The following is a 16,625-nucleotide window of genomic DNA, read 5'->3' as shown; positions in this document are numbered from 1 at the left end:
GATGTCGGCGGTCATCGTGTTTACCTTGGGCGCTGTATCTATATACAGTATATGGTAGCCGATGTCTGCGCAAGGGCTGGGTTGTGATAGAGAGAAGATGGTACAAAAATGGTACTAGACCTGAATGGCTGCTCTGGAGGCAGCATTGTTAAAGACCCTCAGGAAGAACATTTCCAATCCATCATTGCGGTCAGAACCGGCCCGACGGAATGTTGCTGGCCATAGAGCAGCGGTTTACCTGATCAGCTCGAGGTATGGGTTGTCTGCCGGGCGCTCGCCGACAATGCCTGCTGCTCCGCGCAGGAGATAGCCCATAAGAGAGCCAGTCTTGCGGGGACCTTCCACCTTGCAGGTCCAAATATTTTGACCATTGGGCTTTTTCTGATGAACGTCCAGCTTCTCAAACTGGCGTTGGATACACCGCCAGGCGTCGCTCTCAGGATCTCTACCGGCCAGTCCGGGATGTTCGGCGGCATAGCGCTGGAAAATGCCAGGTGTCACCAAGAAGTACGTGCCTTCGACTGTGTGGATTTTGGCCTTGCTGTCGTTGACGAGTAAATGGTGGTTTTGGATTCCCTTGTGCAGCCACTCGATAAACGCCTGCCCTGAGGCATCGCTGAGTAGAGCCGTTGAGGCTTTCAGTCCTTGAACTATCGACTCATGCTCGTGCTTGACCGTCTCCTGCAACATGTCCATTAAATCATCGAGATAGGCGAAGTTCTCGTCCGGAGGCAAGCGTGCACGCTGTTCTACGTCCGAGGCCGCTTCTGGGCCAGTCGGGGCTGACTCGCTGGCTTCACTGGTTGGCATGGCATCGTCTGTCACAATCTCAACGGTTCCTTCAAAGCATTGGGGGCGCGCTTCATGGCCCCAGATGAGACTCGGTTGCAGCCGGAGGAAGGTGAAGCGGTGCTGCCACCCTTTGCCGGTGACATTTGCGCTCCATACCGCTTTGCCCTCCGGTGTCGCATCCACCAATCCATACGATTGCAGCTCATCGAACAAGGCGATGTTGGAGGAGGGGATGCCATCCACGGCCTGAGCCAGCAGGTAGGCGCGCAGTTTGTCGGTGGCGGTCTTGCTGACCAGCCATAGATGGTCTTCGGTGAGCCAGCCAGCAGCACCGGGCTGGTTGAGCTTGAACTCGTTCTTGACAAGGTGACGCAAGCCCGTGAGCAGGTGATGCTGTAGTGAGTGTTTAGGTGCCTGCAAGGCTTTGGTGGGGTTGGCACCGATGTTTTGTGCGGTGGAAACCCGGTCAGCTTGCAGCACCAGTTCCCCGAGGGTGCCGGCATGCTCGTAGTGGTTGGCCAGCAGGAAGAGCAGATGGCCCCACAAGGTTGGATAGTGGCTCAGCCAGTCGAGCTGAAGAGGCGTCAAAATATGCGTGTACAGCAGCCCCGTAGCGGCGCCGTGAAGCTTGTAGTCGCGACCGGTCACGTAGCGAAAGCGGTAGGGCTGGTTCAAAGGGCCGTGCCAGGGGTGCCACACCTCGCCACTCTGATACTCCACTTGAAGGTCGACGGCAATCTTGCCAATGTCGTGGAGCAGGGCGCCGTAGGCAATCGCCGCGCTCCAAGCGTCGGCCTGTGCGGCCTGGTCTTCCGGTGCGGCGCCGCTGGGAAGCAGGTACGACTGGCGCAGCTTTAGGCTGCAGGCCACCAGTTCCAGTCCATGGTCCAGCATGCCGCCCGGATAGGCATGATGGTGGCTTTCGCTGGCGGGGAGTTGCTGTACATAGCTGGCATAACGGCGGATCGGCTCGAGGTAGAGTTGATCGAACTGCGGCTCGGAGAGCGCCGTGTACTGCCAGATGCGCTCGAGCAGCTTTTTCCGGTGCTCGGCACAGAGCAGGGATTCAGAGGATAGCGGGAGGAGGAAGCCCTTGGGAGCTGGAGCGAGCGTGGGCTCTGCGGCACCCCCTTTTTGATGTTTAAACCACCAGCGCTTCATTGTGTTACCTGCTTTGCATTCAGAAGGTCCTTTTGCCTTTTCGGATAGGCCTCTTACCCTTGTGCCCCCTTCCATTGCCGCCGTTACCCTTTAACCCCCCTTGGGCCTTTTTGCGAACGCGAAAATACGAAGCCTGGCGCATCGGGTTACGTGCTGGATTGGAATGGCCTGTCCTTTTCTCGGGGGGTAGACTGTCTGGCATCATTTTTAGGGCAGGTGGCCTGATGACGTTGAGCGATGCCGTTTTGATCGTGCTACTGGCGGATCGAATTCATGGTACGGATGCTGCCATTCGATCAGCAGCCAAGCGCTGTGCGAAAAAGCTGCCACGCAGTCAGCGTGATATGTTGTTCAAGATTGGCAACAGCCCCGCCCCTCGGGAACTAGTAGGTCACCTTTGCCAGTTCTTGCCGGACTGAGTAGTCACATACATATGTGTAAATTCCGAAGAATGAAAAGTTATCCGAAGGGAGAATTAAAGCTCGGCTAGTAGTTGTGTCTCAGGTACTATCACCTCACATGCCTCAACCTTAGGAAAAATTGCACATGTCCAAACTTGCCGAATTCAAAGCACTGGAAGCGCAACTGGCTGCGCAACTTCAACAGCTGGACGCGATGAAAAATGACTCTGGCTTGAAGCAGGAAATCGAGTTTGAACAAAAGCTCAAAGCCTTGCTGGAAGAGTACGGCATGAACTTGCGTCAGGTGATCACCATTCTGGACCCGTCCAAGGGCGTGAGCGTGACTGCAGTCAGCTCCTCTACTGGCGTTCAGCGCAAGCCGCGTGAAGTCAAGCGCTACAAGAATCCACACAGCGGTGAAGTCGTCGAAACCAAGGGCGGCAACCACAAGATCCTCAAGCAGTGGAAGCAGGAGCACGGTTCGGACACTGTCGAGGGCTGGCTGCAGTAATCGACTGCTCAGACTCAGCAGCGGATGCCCGACAACGGGCAAAATAAAGGCCCCGATCATGGGGCCTTTTTGCTGAAAGTGTCACGCTGTTAGTCGTTCAGTCGTTTCAGTGGCCTGATCGGACTGTAGCGCCAGCAGGTATTCGGACGCCTCACGGGCCTGGCCGCTGGCGCGGAAAATCGCCCGCTTGTCTTCCTTGAGGATTTTCAGCCAGGAGGCCAGGTACTCCTCGTGACGCAGCTCACCCTGGGTGCCGGTCAGCGCGCAGAGAAATGCAGCGCCCATCTCCGCAACCAACTCCTCGAATGCGTACGCTGCGGATCCGAACGCGTGTCCGCCAGTGATGCCTTCGCGGTTCAGACGCGAACGGTGACCCGACCAGTGTGTCAGTTCATGCAGAGCCGTCGCATAGTAGCTGCCGACGTCCTCGAACTGAGCCTTGGTGGGCAACTGGATGAGATCACGCACTGGCTGATAAAAGGCGTCATCGCCATAGCGATGCTCGATTCGGGCTCCACTGGCGACCAGCAGTTGCTCGGCGGGGGCATGATCGATGAAGGCCGCTTGTCCGTCGTTTTCGTCGCCACTTGGCTCTTCGTCAGGCAAGTCCTCGGTCTGCTCGATGTTGAACAGGCAATGCGTCCGTAGAAGCGCGAACTGCACCATCTTGATGTTGCCTTGCTCATCACGAACGACCTGACCGTCCTCGTCGTGCGCTTCCTTGCTCATGGGTTTGTACAGCACCGCGAGGGTCGATTGCTCGCCCTTGCGTACATGGCCACCGGCCTTGCGCGCCTGGTTGAAGGTGAGCCAACGATCCTCGCGGAAACCGCGCAGACGGGCCTCGGCCCACAACAGCGGAATGTTGATGCCAGCGTAAGGGCGCCGAGTGATGGCGTTGATGGGAAAAGGCGAGTCAGCATGCAAGCCTGTGGTGGTCCAGGGTTTGATCCAAGGGATCACACCCTGATTCAGGGCGCTGACGACCTTGTTGGTGACGTCCAGGTAGATATCGGACATGACGTTCTCCGTTGTGAAGGGGGAACGCCGCCCGACCGGGAAGTGTTCCCGGTTGGGGTGAAAGGGGCAGTGGATGGGCTGGAGGGGTCAGAGAGCGGCGATGTCTACCGTGATCTCATCGGCCAGCCGGATGAATAGGAAAGCCGGGCCGCTGCGTGGTGTGATGCGAGCCAGCTGTAACCGTGGTGGGACGGACGCAGGTGATGTGTTTCCGCGCTGCGGGGAGTGGCACTTCAGCTCGACCGGGCACTGCACAGTACGGGGTGCTGAGGTCAGGACGCTGTCGAGCAGGGCCGTCAAGCGCTGTGCTGATTGCCTGGCGGAGTCGTTGTCTGTGGCGGCTCCAACGAACTGTCGCCATACGCCTGGGCTCAGTACCACGGCGGTGGAGAAGGGGGTGATCCTGGACATTGGAACCTCCGGGCAGCGGATTCCGCGATCCCGCAGCAGGGCGCCAGCGTGGATCTGCTCGCTACGCAGCGAGCAGGGAGCGTGCATGTATTAAAACGCCCTCGGAGGGGAGGTCAATCTCCAATCCGCAACCCACATGGGTGCGTCTGTCCAGAGCGTTCCAAGGAGGAAAATCGACCTCAAATGCCTGACCAACGGCACTCTTCAATCCTCCGCAATGTGGTGCGAAATACATCCAAAAAAGGCCCCGTTGCGAGGGGCTTCTGGACGCGGGTAAAGCCTGCAGCAGCCTTCAAGATTTTCTCTCAGGGTTAACCTCGGCGGCCAAGTACACGTGGGTGGATGTGACTTCAACCACCAGTGATCCCGCTGTCCCGCGAAGACTGGCCAGGACAGGATCATCGATGTCGAAGTACTCGGCGAAATCATCGCCACCAAATTCGTCTCGAGCGCGATTCCACCAGGAATCGAAGTCGTCGACGTCAGGGTTGCAGCCGGTGGCGTAGGCCACGCGTTTGCGGCCGCCCCCATCCGGTTTGTTCTCGCCGACCTCCGACATGAGATAGACACCGTAGTCCTTGACCAAAATGACCCGGCAGCCATTGATACCGGCCTCGGCCAACACGGCATGAAGTTCAGAGCCTGTGAAACGCAGCATGGTGAGATCCTCCAGAGGGTGCGGAGGAATGCCACCCGTGCGGGGAAATTCCCAGCACTGGAATGGATTGAGTAAGGTCGAGTCAGAGACGTAGGCTCGGTGAGCCAGAGGATTAGAGAGCGTTCATCACCGTGGGAGCGGTAACCATGCGAGCTGCCGAACGCGAATCGCATTTGGGGATAACCATCACCGGAGTGACGTAGCCTTGAAGGTTAAGGCTACCTGGGATGCTGGAAAACCAGCGATTGCACTTCTTAAATAGCAAGCGGGTAGGCCGCGGTCAACGGTAAGTCAGATGCATAATCAGGCTTCGCGTCCACATCGTTCCATGATGCTGTTTTAGTCTGGTCCCAAATGATGAGCGGTACTGCTCGCAGGTGTGAAAGGAGTAGACTTGAGTCTTGGATCCAACGAGCTATACGCCGGTGGAGGTGCAATATGAATTGCCATATCCGTTCTCATTCATTTTCGGGTCGTCTGGGATCTAGTCTAGGCACAGCTTGGCGGAATTTAATCCTCAAGGTGACTAGCTCTGAGAGGCTGGCAAAAAGCCCCCGTAGAAAAGTTTTGGAGACGGTGGCCGGCAAGCTACTTTGCTTATTTGGTCTTATTGCTGTAGCTACCGCTTTCGCTTTGCTGATCATCACCAATCTGGCAGTTGCTGTAATACGCAGCTGGTGGGGGGGCGTCGAACCTGTGGCGAGTCGAGAAGAACCAACCCCAGACTATTTGGGCGCGGATCTCTATATTGGCGATTACGATAGTAACGGTCATTACATAGGTGACTGCAAATCATCTGATTGATTTCTTTCCGGCATTGGTCAGTTGGGCTGTGCCTTTGCTTGCGGCGTCGCTCGCAGCCCTACCGCCATTTGCCAGCATGCTCTGTATTCCGTTCCCCACGGAGTACCCTGCCCAACTCATTGCGCCGACGAACAATGCCGGCAAGACAATGAACATCGCACCCATTACGTACTCGATCACCTGCGCGTTGACTGTCCCATCCATGAACCCTGCAGTAGGTAATGACAACAGCGCCTGATCCGTGGTCGAGACTTGGTGGTACAGCGTGTCCAGCATGCTCGAGTCGATCCAGCGTGCGAGCTCCCACCAGAATGTCAGCATGTGCAGCGTGAACAGCGCGAAGGTGATCGTCATCAGCGCCTTGAGCTGATAGGTGCTGATCAGCAGCACCAGTGGCAGGCTGATGATCGTGCCCATGATTAAAAAAGCCTGAACCATCGGCAATGCAGCGCGCAGTGCATTCATCGCCGGGAAATTGCTGAATGAACCCAGGGCCAGGCCGGTGTTGGTGGCGAGGTTATTAAGCCCTTGCGTCAATGAGCCGCCTCGGGCACTGCTGCCATAGTCCTGGAATACTTGCCCAGGCGCCATGCTCAACGACTGCTGCCGCGGACTCACCAGTTCACGCAGGGTGGCGTCTTCGATTTCGGTGGAGGTCCGCCCGGTCAGCCAACCGCGCAGTTGGGTGAGCAGGTTTGTATCGACCTCGGCAACCAGGCGATCACGCAACCCGACCGTGGCATCGCTCCACCATTGCTTGCAGGTAGGGAAGCCCGCGCCGTTGTCCAACCGGGGCAGCGAGGTATCCCGCGTCTCGTCGTACGGCCAAGCGACTCGGGGGGTGTGCGAGCGATCCGTGTCGTAATAGCCCGGCGTGTTGAGCAAATACGTCGAGCCGATCCAGGACGCATCGTAGCTCTGCGATTCGTCCAGCTCGGGGCGATTGGTAAACAGCCGCGAGCGCGAAAAGCCGTAGCAGTCGCGGGTGAAGTCGGCGACTTCCTGCAGCAGCACCTGGTCGTTGATCCGCGAGCTGTCGATCTCCATGCGCATCGCGCGGATGTCGGGTGCACACGGGATAGACGCAGTCGCAGCGGCGGTGATGCCCTTGCTCATGGCATGCACCAGATACCACCATACCGGCACATTCGCTGACTTCTCGCCGATGGTGTTGAACGTCGTGCCCCAGGCCGTGTCGGCGGGCTTGGCCATCGACACACCACAGCGCTGGCTAGCCGCATCATCGAAGGTCACCGAGGACAGGTTCAACGGGAAGAACGGCATGCAGCCAAACAGGATGACCACGTAGCTCATCCACAGGCGGTTCTCGACTCGTGGAATCGACAGTAAGCCCTTGTTGCCCTCGTCGGCACCCTGTTGGCGGGCCGACAGCCATTCTTGCAGGATGATCGCGCCAAACGGCGCGGCGAATAGACCCGTGTCTGCCAGCGTGTTCCAGATACCGTTGTTGATGATCCAGGCGAGCAGCGACAGGTAGTACTCAAGGTAGCTGTTGGTGCTCATGTTCATGGTTGCACCTCACACGCGCGACAGTTCGACCAGGATGATCGAGCCGAAACCGATCAGCCCCAGGTGCTTGAGCCGTTGCTGCTCCTCGGGCGCTGACCGCAAGCGCAGCCCCGCGGACCAGCCGGCGAAGATCAGGGTGTACAGCAGGGCGCGCCAGTAGGCGAAATAGGGTGACGTCAGCCGGGCTGGTTCGAACCCATCAAGCTGGGCGTCGGTCAGGTGCAGCGCCATCCAGGCAATCAGCAACATGGCCACAATGGCGCCGAAGATCAGCAGGACCTGGATGACCGTGGTCCTCCAAGAAAACGGCATCATGGTGCACTTCTCCCCTGGTCCGCCCGGCGCAGGCGGTCCGGCTGCGGGTCGCGCTGATCGATGCTACGCGAGGCGTCGGCGCCGCCGGCGTGGCGATCAAGGACCAAGCTGACGGTGTTGGTGGCCAGCAACTGGCGTACCTGCAGTTCCGTTTGCAGCAGGCGGATCTCGCGCTCCAGCGTTTCGCCATTGCTGTCGAGGGCGGTGGTGGCGGGCTGCGCCGATGCCACATTGGGCTCACGGCTGCCGGCCAGCAACGTACGCTGCAGCAGCATCGCCTTGTAGATCACACTCGACAGCGCGGTCTCACTGGCCAAGCGCCGGGCCAGCAGGTTCTGGTCAGGGTCGTCGCGCAGACCCTCGATGACCCCGCGCGAGACTGGCAGCAAAGGGCTGGAGACTTTGCCAAGGTTTTCCGGTGTAGGCTGCTCAGCGCCCGACAGCATGCGCTCAAGACCTTCAAGGTGCTGCGTGTAGGTTTCCTGGATCAGCGGCGTGAGACCTGCACCCGCGCTCACGCGCAACGTCTCGCAGTCGTCGCAGGTCTCTACCTCGGTTTCTCCGAGCACCCGAGTAGCCCATTCGGAAGCCTCCTCGGGGGTCGACCAGGCTTGGCAGATCGCGCCAGTCTGGCATCCCGAGCCGATGGCCGAGGTGTCCTCGACCGAGCGGTTGTGCAGCAGGTTATAGCCCGCCTTGACCACGTCCGAGGTCACCCGAATGGGCGCCTGGCCATGGCCGCCAGCTTTCTGCCCACCGACCCAACTGACGCCGTTGTTGCCATTGTTCGATTCGGTGTTTTTCACCGCCACCACGGCATCCCCGTCGGACTGCTCCAGGTTGTGCTGCATTTCCTGGTTCTGTGCCAGCGCTCCCCAACCGGCTTGGTCCACCTTGTCCGCCATTCTGGCCGCCATCGCCTGGCAGGTGAGCTTTGAACGGTCAAAGTCGATGCGCCCTTGCAGCACGCCATTGCTCAGGAGTTCATACAGCCCAGGGTTAGCGCGCTGGATGATCATCGCCGGCAGCGACATCACCGCCTGGGTGGCGTTCTGGATGACATTGCCCATGATCTGCTGGAAACCCTGCGTGGCACCGTTGAGCTGATTCTGCAGGGTGTTGGACAGGTTCATGTTTCCGCACATCATGTTCGCACGCCAGGACAGGCCCACGCCGAGCCCGCTGGGTCGGTAGAGCGAGGAGGGCGCGCCCGCCGCCGATCCGCCGCCGATGGTGTACATCACGCGGTCGTCCAACACCTGGGCCTGATCCCCAAGGTGGTAGCCGTTCTCGGCGGCATGGCCGGCGGCGCAAACGAGGAAACATGCCAACCCGAGCGTAAGGGCGTTCATCATCGGCCTCCATCGAAGTCGATGCTGAACAGAAAGGTCTGGCCCATGCGCTGGCAGCAGCGGTAGGGCCGCCACAGCGACCAGGCATAGGCGCCATCGGCACTCTGGATGGTCGGGCTGGGGAAGATGGCGCAGGTGTTCTGAATAACTGGTGCGAGCAACTGCCAGCGATGGTTGTTGACGTTGTTCTCCATCACCGGCTGCGGCGGCCAATAGCCCGGCGAGGGCGTTGGCTGCAGCGGTAGATAGACATGCGGTTGGCCGACGCGCGTGATGAAATCACTGGCCCGTTGCGCCATCACGGCGGAGGCTTTGAAGTCGTCGGGCTGTACCAGAAAACCCTGCCGTGGGTAGACGCTGCCCCACATGTTGCCGAGGGCCTGGCTACCAATCTCGCGCATGCCCGGAATGAGCGCCTGCGGGTAGACGGACTCGGGGATGGCTTGGCGCCAGGCCAGCGGATCGAGTGTGCTGAGGTAGTAGGGCGCAAGCGGCACCGCCCCGCTCGGACACGCATAGCCGAAGCTGTGGGCCAGGGCTGTCAACGCAGCGCCGCCGGGATGCCCGATGCCGTCGACATTCTTGAACCGGGCCAGGTTGTTGCGCTGTGGCGAAGGCGTGATCAGGTTGCCCCCGCCTTGCGACGCGGGCGTCGGCACCGACAATGCGGACATCTCGTCCCAAGGATTGCCGCCGGTGGCGGAATAGCTTGATACCACCAACTCGGGGATGAAGTGCCGGACTTTGGGCGAGGTCCTCACTGTGCAGCCGAACGGCGTGCAGAGCAGCCAGTAGCAGATCCCGACGATTCGGTACTCCAGACACTGCAGCGACGTGACGGAGGCAATGATGGCGGGGGTGGTCAGCGCCAGACACTGCTCGGCAGCCACGAGCAAAACGATCGCTATGAACGCACGGCCACGATCAGTCTTCTTGGGCTGTGGTGCTCTGCATGGGGGCGTGACGGTCACGTTCATGGGCAGCGCTCGGCAGGTGGCAGCGGTGTGCATCCATGCGCCAAGCTGCAGCATCCCCGATCAGGCAAAAGAGCGAGACGAACAAACCGAGGCCGGGGTGATCGGTTTCGTCAGTCGCTCAACTGAAGGCTGCGAATAGTGCGAAAATATCAATGGAGTACAAATGTACTTCTGTCGATTTTCATAGAGGGAAAGGGCGTCGAACTACGCTGGTACTGAGGTGTTCACGACATGCCGCGCAGGCGATCGATCTCCGCGGCGACCTGCAGGGCGGCGTCCAGCTCGGACTGCTGATGCTCCTCCATCAGCCGCCAGCGCTGGGCTTTTTCCTCGGGTTCAGTCATGGCTAGGGCGAGGTACAAACTCGGTGGTACCGCCCGAAACAGCGTCTCCAGCTGCTTCGACAGCACTACGCCCTCGGTGTACTTGCCCGAGGCTTTGCTCGCAGACAGCAGCAGCGCTTTTTGCGCCGGCGTGAGCTTCTTGAAGCGCGCAATCTCTTCAATCTCCGCTGGCGGCATGTTCAGACAGATCCACCACTCGATCATGTTGAGCATGGTCTGTGCTGTATCGGGGAAGTCGGCCAGGTTTTGCGTTGCCAACCAGAACCAGGCGCCTAGCTTGCGCCACATCTTGGTGCCCTTGACCACAAAGGGCGCCAGCAGCGGATTCTTGGTGATGATGTGGCCTTCGTCGGTCACCATGATGATCGGGCGACCGAGGTACTGGTCGCGTTCGGCGAGGTTGTTCACCGTGTTCATCAGGCTGATGTAGCTGATCGACATCTGCGCTTCATAGCCCTCACGGGCATAAGTGGCGAGGTCGACGATCGTGACATCGCTTTCCGGCCAGGGTGTGCCCGGCCGATCAAACAACGCGCCTTCGAAGCCCTGGCAGAACAGGTCGATGGACTCGGCCATTTCCTGGGCCCGCTCGCGACGCTTGTCGGGCAGATGGGCGTCGCTGGCGACCGCGCGAAGGGCATCACGAACATGGCACGTCATGACCTGCTGATTGTTGGCCGCACAGTGCCTGGCGGCATCGAGGATGCACTCACGGATCAGGCTGCGGTCTGCCCGGGTCAGTCGCGCTTCTTCCTTGGCTTCGCCGCCAGTGATCATCAGGCGGGCGGTGATCTCCAGCTCGCCCAGCACGTCGCGTTGCTCGTCACTGTCCGACGCAATCTCATCCAGATTCTCGGTCGACAGGCTGGCGACCTGGTCGGGGTGTTCGATCAGCCGCCGGGCATCGGCGAAAGGCGCCAGGCTCAAGCCGCTGCCCGGTTTGAGCTGGACCTTGTTGACGCTCAGCCCGAGGGTAGCGAAGTAGTCGCCCTGCAGGCCGAAGGAATTGCCGGCTTCGACGATAAACAGCCGGGGCCGGTACACGGCCATGACCTGCATCAGGATCGACACCAGGGTGGCCGACTTGCCAGCCCCGGTCGGGCCGAACAACAGCAGGTGGCCATTCATGGAACGGTCGAGGCGTGACAGCGGATCGAACGACAGCGGCGCGCCACCTCGGTTGAAAAAGGTGATGCCCGGATTGCCGGTACCGATGCTGCGTCCCCACAGGGGGAGCAGGTTGGCGACATGCTGGGCAAACAACAACCGGGTGTACCAGTTGCGCGTATCGCGGGCGGGGTTGTAGACCATCGGCAACCAGCGCAGGTAGCTGTTGCATGCGGCGACTTCATCGCCCTCGCGGACCGGTTGCAGGCCGGCACCGAGCAGCACATTGGCGGCCTGGATCGAGCGCTGGCGCAGTTCCTGTTCATCGGCGCCGCGCAGGTACAAGGCCAAGGTGCCGCGGTACAGCTTGTGCTGGCGGCCGATCAGCGCACGGGCCTCTTCCACGTCCTGGCGGGTCTGGGTCGAGGCGAGGTTTTCGCCGATGGCTTTGCGCGCCAGGCGATTGAGCTGCTCCTCGAGCACATCTTGGGGCGTGATCACCAAGGTCAGGCTCATGACGGCCTGCTCCGGCAATTGGTCAAACAACGCGTTGAGCGCCTCGCCTTTGCGGGTCTCGCCGGTCAGCTGGCCGATGTGGGGTGGCCTGCGCAGTTTGTCGACCACCATCACCGCGTGCGGCTGGTGATCGAAGTACCACAGCCCCTGCTCGCTGTCCGAGCGCGGCTCATGGAAGAACAGTCGCTCGGCAAAGTCGTGGTCGAACGGCAGCGACAGGCCATCGCCGTCATCTGACTCCGGGTAGGGCACACGTCGATAGAACGCCGCCGCTGATTCGCCGGTGAGGGTAGGGGCCGGGTTGAACCAGGGCAGCAGCCAGGCGTAGAAGTCACGCCCGGTCAGTCGGCGAGGATTGACCCCGCAGGCCTGCAACGAGGCCATCAGGCGGTCAGAGGTCCTTCTCAGCAACTGAGCGGGGTTTTGCCCTTCGTCGTCGGCCTGGTCACCGAGCCAGCGATAGACCACCAGCCGAATCCGCCGATTGCTGCCGCGCCAAGGCAGGTGTGAGACGACATGGTCGTCGAACAAACCACCCGGCTTGGCGATGGCATCCAGGTGGCGCTGCATCGATGTGAGGAAGGCCTGGGTGAACGGCGTGCCTGTTGCCCGCGGCGCGACGTACTGCTCCAGGCGCTCCAGGTACGGGGAAAAGTCGCTGTCGTCCTGACAGAAAAACTGCACCACCCAAGGCGCCTGGTCGAGCTCGTCGAAGCTGTCCTGCAGCGCATCTTCCAGGGCGTCCCGCGCTGCCATCAGCCATTCGGGCTCACGGCCTTCGGTCCCGATCGGCTGCAACTCGAACACGGCGCCCACCGACCGGTTGTCGTCAAGCAGAAAGCACTGCTCTTCCTCGAGGTATTCGACCCAGGGCAAGTGGTCGGTGAAGCTGGGGTTGTGCGCATACTGGGCGGCCTCATCCGCGCGCGTTGCTCGCCGACGCTGCGCCGCGCGCCAGGGCTGCCAGCGTGGCGGGGCGCGATCTGTGTCATCGTCCATCACAGATCGTCCAGGCGTTCGCCGGGCAGCGCGTACTGGACCTTCTCGTACAGCGGGAACACGGTCGAGTAACCGGGCACCGGTGTCTGCTGGGTACCGGCCAAGTGCGGGTACACGTACATGACCAGGTCAGGGTTGGGCAGGCGCGGGAACTGCGCGCGGATCTCGTTGGCGGCTGTGCGGGTGTAGGTGCTCTGGTCCTTGATCAGACGCTCGGGATCGAGCACCGGCCGGCGCAGCTCACTGCGGGCTTCCTGCAACTGCTGCTGGGTGCCGACCGAGCCGCCGCTGTTCCAGATATCCAGCATGGTTTGCTCGCTGTGGGGCAACATTTCGTCCTTGCTGGTGGTGCAGCCCGCCAGGTGCAGGCAAAGCAGCAGGCTAATCCAGGTCCAGTACCGAAACGGATGGGTTTTCATGGTTCACTCTCCGGCCTTTAGGTTCGTAGTCGATGCTGATTTCGTGATCCAGGTGCAACGCCACTTTGGCCCCCGGTGGCACGTAGATGGCGGCAAAGGCTTCGCCGTAGAGTTTGTTGATCCAGTCACGGATGTCGCCGATGCCACCGCTGATGACCGAGTTCAGCGCGCTGTTACCGCTGTTCTGGGCCAGCCCCAGGCTGCCGCTGGCCGAGTTGATGAATGAGGTATTGGTCTGTTCGCTGCCCAGCGCTGCAGCGAAGCCGGCGCCGGCTGCGGTGATCAGGCTCTGGCTGCCCAGGTACTGTTGGGCGTTGGAGCGACGTTCACCGGCGATGCAGGGAATGCCGTAAGGGTCGGAGATGTAGCCCAGGCTGCCGCGGATTTTCTCGATGTCCGAGGTCTGGGTGCTGCTGCGGTTTCGGCTGACCACCTTCTGCGGCTGTGGCACTGTGCGGACAGTACCGTCGCTGAAGACAAAGGTGATCGACTCAACCTGGCCGCGCACGCAGGACAAGGTCCAGTCTCCGGCTGCGGTCCCGCTCATGACCGCACCGACCACGTTCGGCAGGTCGATGCCGTTGGCGGTAAGGTTGTCCGGTCCCACCAGCACCTTGAACGGGTAGGGATCGTTCACCGTGCCGTCTACCGGTACGCGACCAATCAGGGCCGTCATGGCGATCGAGCCCATCAGGGTCGAGTTCTCCGGGATGGTGTAGACCGGCATGGCACCCTCGGCGCGATCCTGAGTGCTCTCCAGGTCGCGCTCGCCTTTGGCTACGGCACGTAGATGATCCTGACCGCGGTCGATCGCGTTGTTGTCCAGGCCATGCAGATCCTTGAACTTCGACGTCAGCGCCGTCAACGGGCCCTCGGCTTTGCTCGCTACTTCCTGGTTGGGTCGCGCATTCGACGGCTCGATCCATTGCACCGCATCCGCCGGCGGTTGGGCCCCAGAGAATTGTTGCTCGTCACCCGGCTCGAGACCGAAGCCCACCGGCACGTCGGACTTCGTGGTGGTGGGCTTGCTGGTGAGCTGGTCCTTGAGCCGGGACAGCAAACCCTGGGTCTCGCGGTGCTGTTGCTCGGCCTTCTGCCGGGCATCGTTGGCCTGCTGGCGTTGCTCGGAGACCTGCTGGGTGACACTGCTCAACGTGTTCTGGATTCGGCTGTCGATGTTGCCCTCACGCGTGCGCAGCCGATTGTTCTCGGTCTGCAGCGTCTCGTTGTCTTTCTTCAGCGACAGCATCTCGCTGCGCATCGCCTTGACCTGGCCGATCAACGTGGCCACGGTGTCGTGCGGCGTGTCGCCGGCGATGCCGAGGGCCTTGGCCTGATCCGGGCTGAGGGTGGTGTTCTCGGGGTCATGGACAGGCCGAGCGTTCGGTGCAGTCACCCAGGATTTGCCGATAATCAGCAAAATCCCCAGCAGAACGCCAGGTACCAGCCATTTCAGCAAGCCGTTAGCTTTCATGATCGGCGGCCTCCGGCGCTAGAGGTGGCAGCAGCAGCGCGTGCTTCAGGTCGCCGCCCCGGGTGACCAGGTACGCCACGGTGGTGTCTTCGGGCGTACCAGCGCGGCCAAGGTACTCGTGCTGGAAGGTGGCGGCGTACAGCGTGGCCTGCAGGTGACGCGGGTCCAGCGTGACCTTGGCCGGCCCACGGTTGACGATCTTCACCGCCGTCACCCAATACTCACCCAGCCGCCAGGCTGCGAGTCCCTTGATGGCCACATGCTCGGTCGGTAGCAGTGTGCTGAATCCAGAGGAGTCGCCTAGCGGGACCCGACGCACACTAGGCAAGGGTGCCACGGTGCGCAGCGGCGCATACAGGTTCTGCGCCGCATAGCGAGTCAGCACAACCGGTACTGGCGTCGCTGCAGGCGCTGTGTCTTTCGCGGTGTCCACGTCCGTAGCCTGTGCCTGGGCAACGATCTTAACCGGCTCAAGCGCCTCGTTACCTTCGAGTGCTTCGACGTCGACCAGGATGATGTCCCCCGACTTCACCGACTGCAGTTGCAGTCGAGTAGGGGGGGTGGCTTCCGACGCACGCAGGTACACCGTTCCACCGACCGACTGCACGCGCAGCTTGCTGGTGGTCGCGCTGGGCAGCCCGACGCGGAAATCCTCATCCAGCATCAGGATACGTTCCTGGCCCACCGTCAGCGGCACGGCCAGCGGCAGGCGGTCCCAGTACTTGACCTCGACGGCAGCTACGGCGGAACACCAGCCGGCGACCAAGACCAGAATCAGGATTAAGACACGCATCATCACGCACCTCCCGGCAGCGTCAGCTTCTGCGGTGTGCCTTCGTAACAGTCCAGGGCCAGGCCCCACTTGTTGTGCTCGGGATCGACGTCGAAGCGCACCACGCGCAGCGGGTAGCGCACCACCACGCGCTTCACCGGCTCAGCGGCGTAGTACTCGTCGGCATTGAGGTCGAGCTTGACCAGCCAGCTGTGCTTATCCAGCTGCTTTACCCGCAGGTCGGGATCGTTGCTGTAACCGCGGCCCAGCACTTCGTACACGCCGCGCACGCGGCCGCGCAGTTCGCCTGCGGCCTTGCGGTACTCGAAGTCGCCGTCGAAGAAGGTCTTGCACGCTGGTGTCAGGTAGGGCTGCAAGGCGAAGATGGCGCGGTGGTAGTCGACCTCGCCGTCGGTGGGCCAACGGTTGAGCTGGCCGAAGATGTACAGGGCGAAGGCGTAGATGTTTTCCGGCGGCACGTCCCACCATTTGCGGGTGCTACCGGAACGTAGGTCGGGTGGCACGTGAATGGTCAGTTCGGAGGGGGCGGACTGCCAGCCGTACCACAGTCCGGCGCACAGCAGTGCCAGGGTCACCACGGCCAGGCGCAGGCTGAGGATATGCGCCTGCTGCGCATCTACCTTGTTGCGAAAACGGCTCATGGCGTGGCCCTCACACGTCCGCGTGTACGGCGCACGGTCCACGGGCCGGAGTGCAGGATCAACTGGTGAGTACCGATGCCCCAGTGCACCGCCAGCTGCCACTGCAGGCGCCGGTACAACCAGGTTTCGGGGCGGGCGCGTTTGGCCCGGCGCAGCAGTTTGCCGCCGCCGAGCAGCACCAACGCCATGCTCAAGAACAGGCAGGTGGGGAGCGTGGCGATGGAGGCGGTGGCCACCGCCAGTGGTCCGCCGAGGACCACACCCAGCACGGCACCGACGATCAGGGCGACCCACATCTCGTCGTTGGTGAGGCCGCGAAGGACGGCTGGATCGCGGTTGAGGCGTTCCGGCAGGAAGGTCAGAGTGCCGTCGGGTAGGGTAGCAGGGACGTCGGACATGG

The 16,625-nt window shown here is 61.2% G+C and carries 16 protein-coding genes; 3 read left to right on the top strand and 13 right to left on the bottom strand.

The genetic code is table 11. The features are described 5' to 3' along the window. Nucleotides 1–234: 234 nt before the first annotated feature. A complete protein-coding gene (gene mobH, locus TZ03_RS03600) occupies nucleotides 235–1,953 on the bottom strand; it encodes a MobH family relaxase (RefSeq protein ID WP_051095763.1) in 1,719 nt (572 codons plus the stop codon). A 224-nt stretch (nucleotides 1,954–2,177) separates the two neighbouring features. Here mobH and TZ03_RS31415 point away from each other — a divergent pair, with 224 nt between their 5' ends. Together TZ03_RS31415 and TZ03_RS03595 are read left to right on the top strand one after the other, a co-directional pair. Beyond that, nucleotides 2,178–2,372, top strand: a complete 195-nt coding sequence (locus TZ03_RS31415; protein WP_075045791.1) for a hypothetical protein — start codon at nucleotides 2,178–2,180, stop codon at nucleotides 2,370–2,372. A 127-nt stretch (nucleotides 2,373–2,499) separates the two neighbouring features. Beyond that, nucleotides 2,500–2,865: a histone-like nucleoid-structuring protein, MvaT/MvaU family gene (locus tag TZ03_RS03595; RefSeq protein WP_051095762.1), complete on the top strand. Its 366-nt coding sequence runs from the start codon at nucleotides 2,500–2,502 to the stop codon at nucleotides 2,863–2,865. A gap of 81 nt (nucleotides 2,866–2,946) precedes the next feature. Here TZ03_RS03595 and TZ03_RS03590 read toward each other — a convergent pair whose 3' ends face one another. Together TZ03_RS03590 and TZ03_RS03580 are read right to left on the bottom strand one after the other, a co-directional pair. Further along, nucleotides 2,947–3,885, bottom strand: coding sequence for an ArdC family protein (locus TZ03_RS03590; protein ID WP_051095761.1), 939 nt, complete (start codon nucleotides 3,883–3,885; stop codon nucleotides 2,947–2,949). A 703-nt stretch (nucleotides 3,886–4,588) separates the two neighbouring features. After that, on the bottom strand, nucleotides 4,589–4,954 hold the full coding sequence (locus TZ03_RS03580; protein WP_051095759.1) for a DUF3085 domain-containing protein: 366 nt from the start codon (nucleotides 4,952–4,954) through the stop codon (nucleotides 4,589–4,591). A 438-nt stretch (nucleotides 4,955–5,392) separates the two neighbouring features. On the opposite strand from TZ03_RS03580, the gene TZ03_RS31195 reads away from it, so the two are divergent. Next, nucleotides 5,393–5,758, top strand: coding sequence for a hypothetical protein (locus TZ03_RS31195; RefSeq protein WP_177328428.1), 366 nt, complete (start codon nucleotides 5,393–5,395; stop codon nucleotides 5,756–5,758). On the opposite strand, the gene TZ03_RS03575 is transcribed toward TZ03_RS31195, so the two are convergent. From TZ03_RS03575 to TZ03_RS03530, 10 genes are all read right to left on the bottom strand, one after another. Continuing rightward, on the bottom strand, nucleotides 5,747–7,288 hold the full coding sequence (locus tag TZ03_RS03575) for a conjugal transfer protein TraG N-terminal domain-containing protein (protein ID WP_051095758.1): 1,542 nt from the start codon (nucleotides 7,286–7,288) through the stop codon (nucleotides 5,747–5,749). The two genes, TZ03_RS31195 and TZ03_RS03575, sit on opposite strands and share 12 nt — an antisense overlap. A gap of 9 nt (nucleotides 7,289–7,297) precedes the next feature. Continuing rightward, nucleotides 7,298–7,603 (bottom strand): hypothetical protein, encoded by a 306-nt coding sequence (locus tag TZ03_RS03570; RefSeq protein ID WP_051095757.1) that lies wholly within the window; start codon nucleotides 7,601–7,603, stop codon nucleotides 7,298–7,300. Further along, a complete protein-coding gene (locus tag TZ03_RS03565; RefSeq protein WP_051095756.1) occupies nucleotides 7,600–8,955 on the bottom strand; it encodes an integrating conjugative element protein in 1,356 nt (451 codons plus the stop codon). Before TZ03_RS03565 ends, TZ03_RS03570 begins: the two co-directional genes overlap by 4 nt. Beyond that, nucleotides 8,955–9,932 (bottom strand): TIGR03756 family integrating conjugative element protein, encoded by a 978-nt coding sequence (locus TZ03_RS03560; RefSeq protein ID WP_051095812.1) that lies wholly within the window; start codon nucleotides 9,930–9,932, stop codon nucleotides 8,955–8,957. Before TZ03_RS03560 ends, TZ03_RS03565 begins: the two co-directional genes overlap by 1 nt. A gap of 224 nt (nucleotides 9,933–10,156) precedes the next feature. After that, nucleotides 10,157–12,898 (bottom strand): conjugative transfer ATPase, encoded by a 2,742-nt coding sequence (locus tag TZ03_RS03555; protein ID WP_051095755.1) that lies wholly within the window; start codon nucleotides 12,896–12,898, stop codon nucleotides 10,157–10,159. Further along, nucleotides 12,898–13,317, bottom strand: coding sequence for a TIGR03751 family conjugal transfer lipoprotein (locus tag TZ03_RS03550; protein ID WP_051095754.1), 420 nt, complete (start codon nucleotides 13,315–13,317; stop codon nucleotides 12,898–12,900). Before TZ03_RS03550 ends, TZ03_RS03555 begins: the two co-directional genes overlap by 1 nt. Further along, the gene (locus TZ03_RS03545) at nucleotides 13,280–14,791 is read right to left on the bottom strand and encodes a TIGR03752 family integrating conjugative element protein (RefSeq protein WP_051095753.1); all 1,512 of its coding nucleotides are present in this window, start codon (nucleotides 14,789–14,791) and stop codon (nucleotides 13,280–13,282) included. Before TZ03_RS03545 ends, TZ03_RS03550 begins: the two co-directional genes overlap by 38 nt. Beyond that, entirely contained in the window at nucleotides 14,781–15,587 is an 807-nt protein-coding gene (locus TZ03_RS03540; RefSeq protein WP_051095752.1) for a TIGR03749 family integrating conjugative element protein, read from the bottom strand. Before TZ03_RS03540 ends, TZ03_RS03545 begins: the two co-directional genes overlap by 11 nt. Further along, entirely contained in the window at nucleotides 15,587–16,225 is a 639-nt protein-coding gene (locus tag TZ03_RS03535; RefSeq protein ID WP_051095751.1) for a PFL_4703 family integrating conjugative element protein, read from the bottom strand. The genes TZ03_RS03540 and TZ03_RS03535 overlap by 1 nt, the downstream gene beginning before the upstream one ends. Continuing rightward, nucleotides 16,222–16,623: a TIGR03750 family conjugal transfer protein gene (locus tag TZ03_RS03530; protein WP_051095750.1), complete on the bottom strand. Its 402-nt coding sequence runs from the start codon at nucleotides 16,621–16,623 to the stop codon at nucleotides 16,222–16,224. The genes TZ03_RS03535 and TZ03_RS03530 overlap by 4 nt, the downstream gene beginning before the upstream one ends. Between the last annotated feature and the right edge of the window lie 2 nt (nucleotides 16,624–16,625).

This window comes from Pseudomonas sp. 10-1B, from assembly GCF_000935045.1.
Classification (GTDB): domain Bacteria; phylum Pseudomonadota; class Gammaproteobacteria; order Pseudomonadales; family Pseudomonadaceae; genus Aquipseudomonas.
The sequence above is the reverse complement of the archived record's forward strand: the minus strand, read 5'-3'. Positions and strand labels throughout refer to the sequence as shown.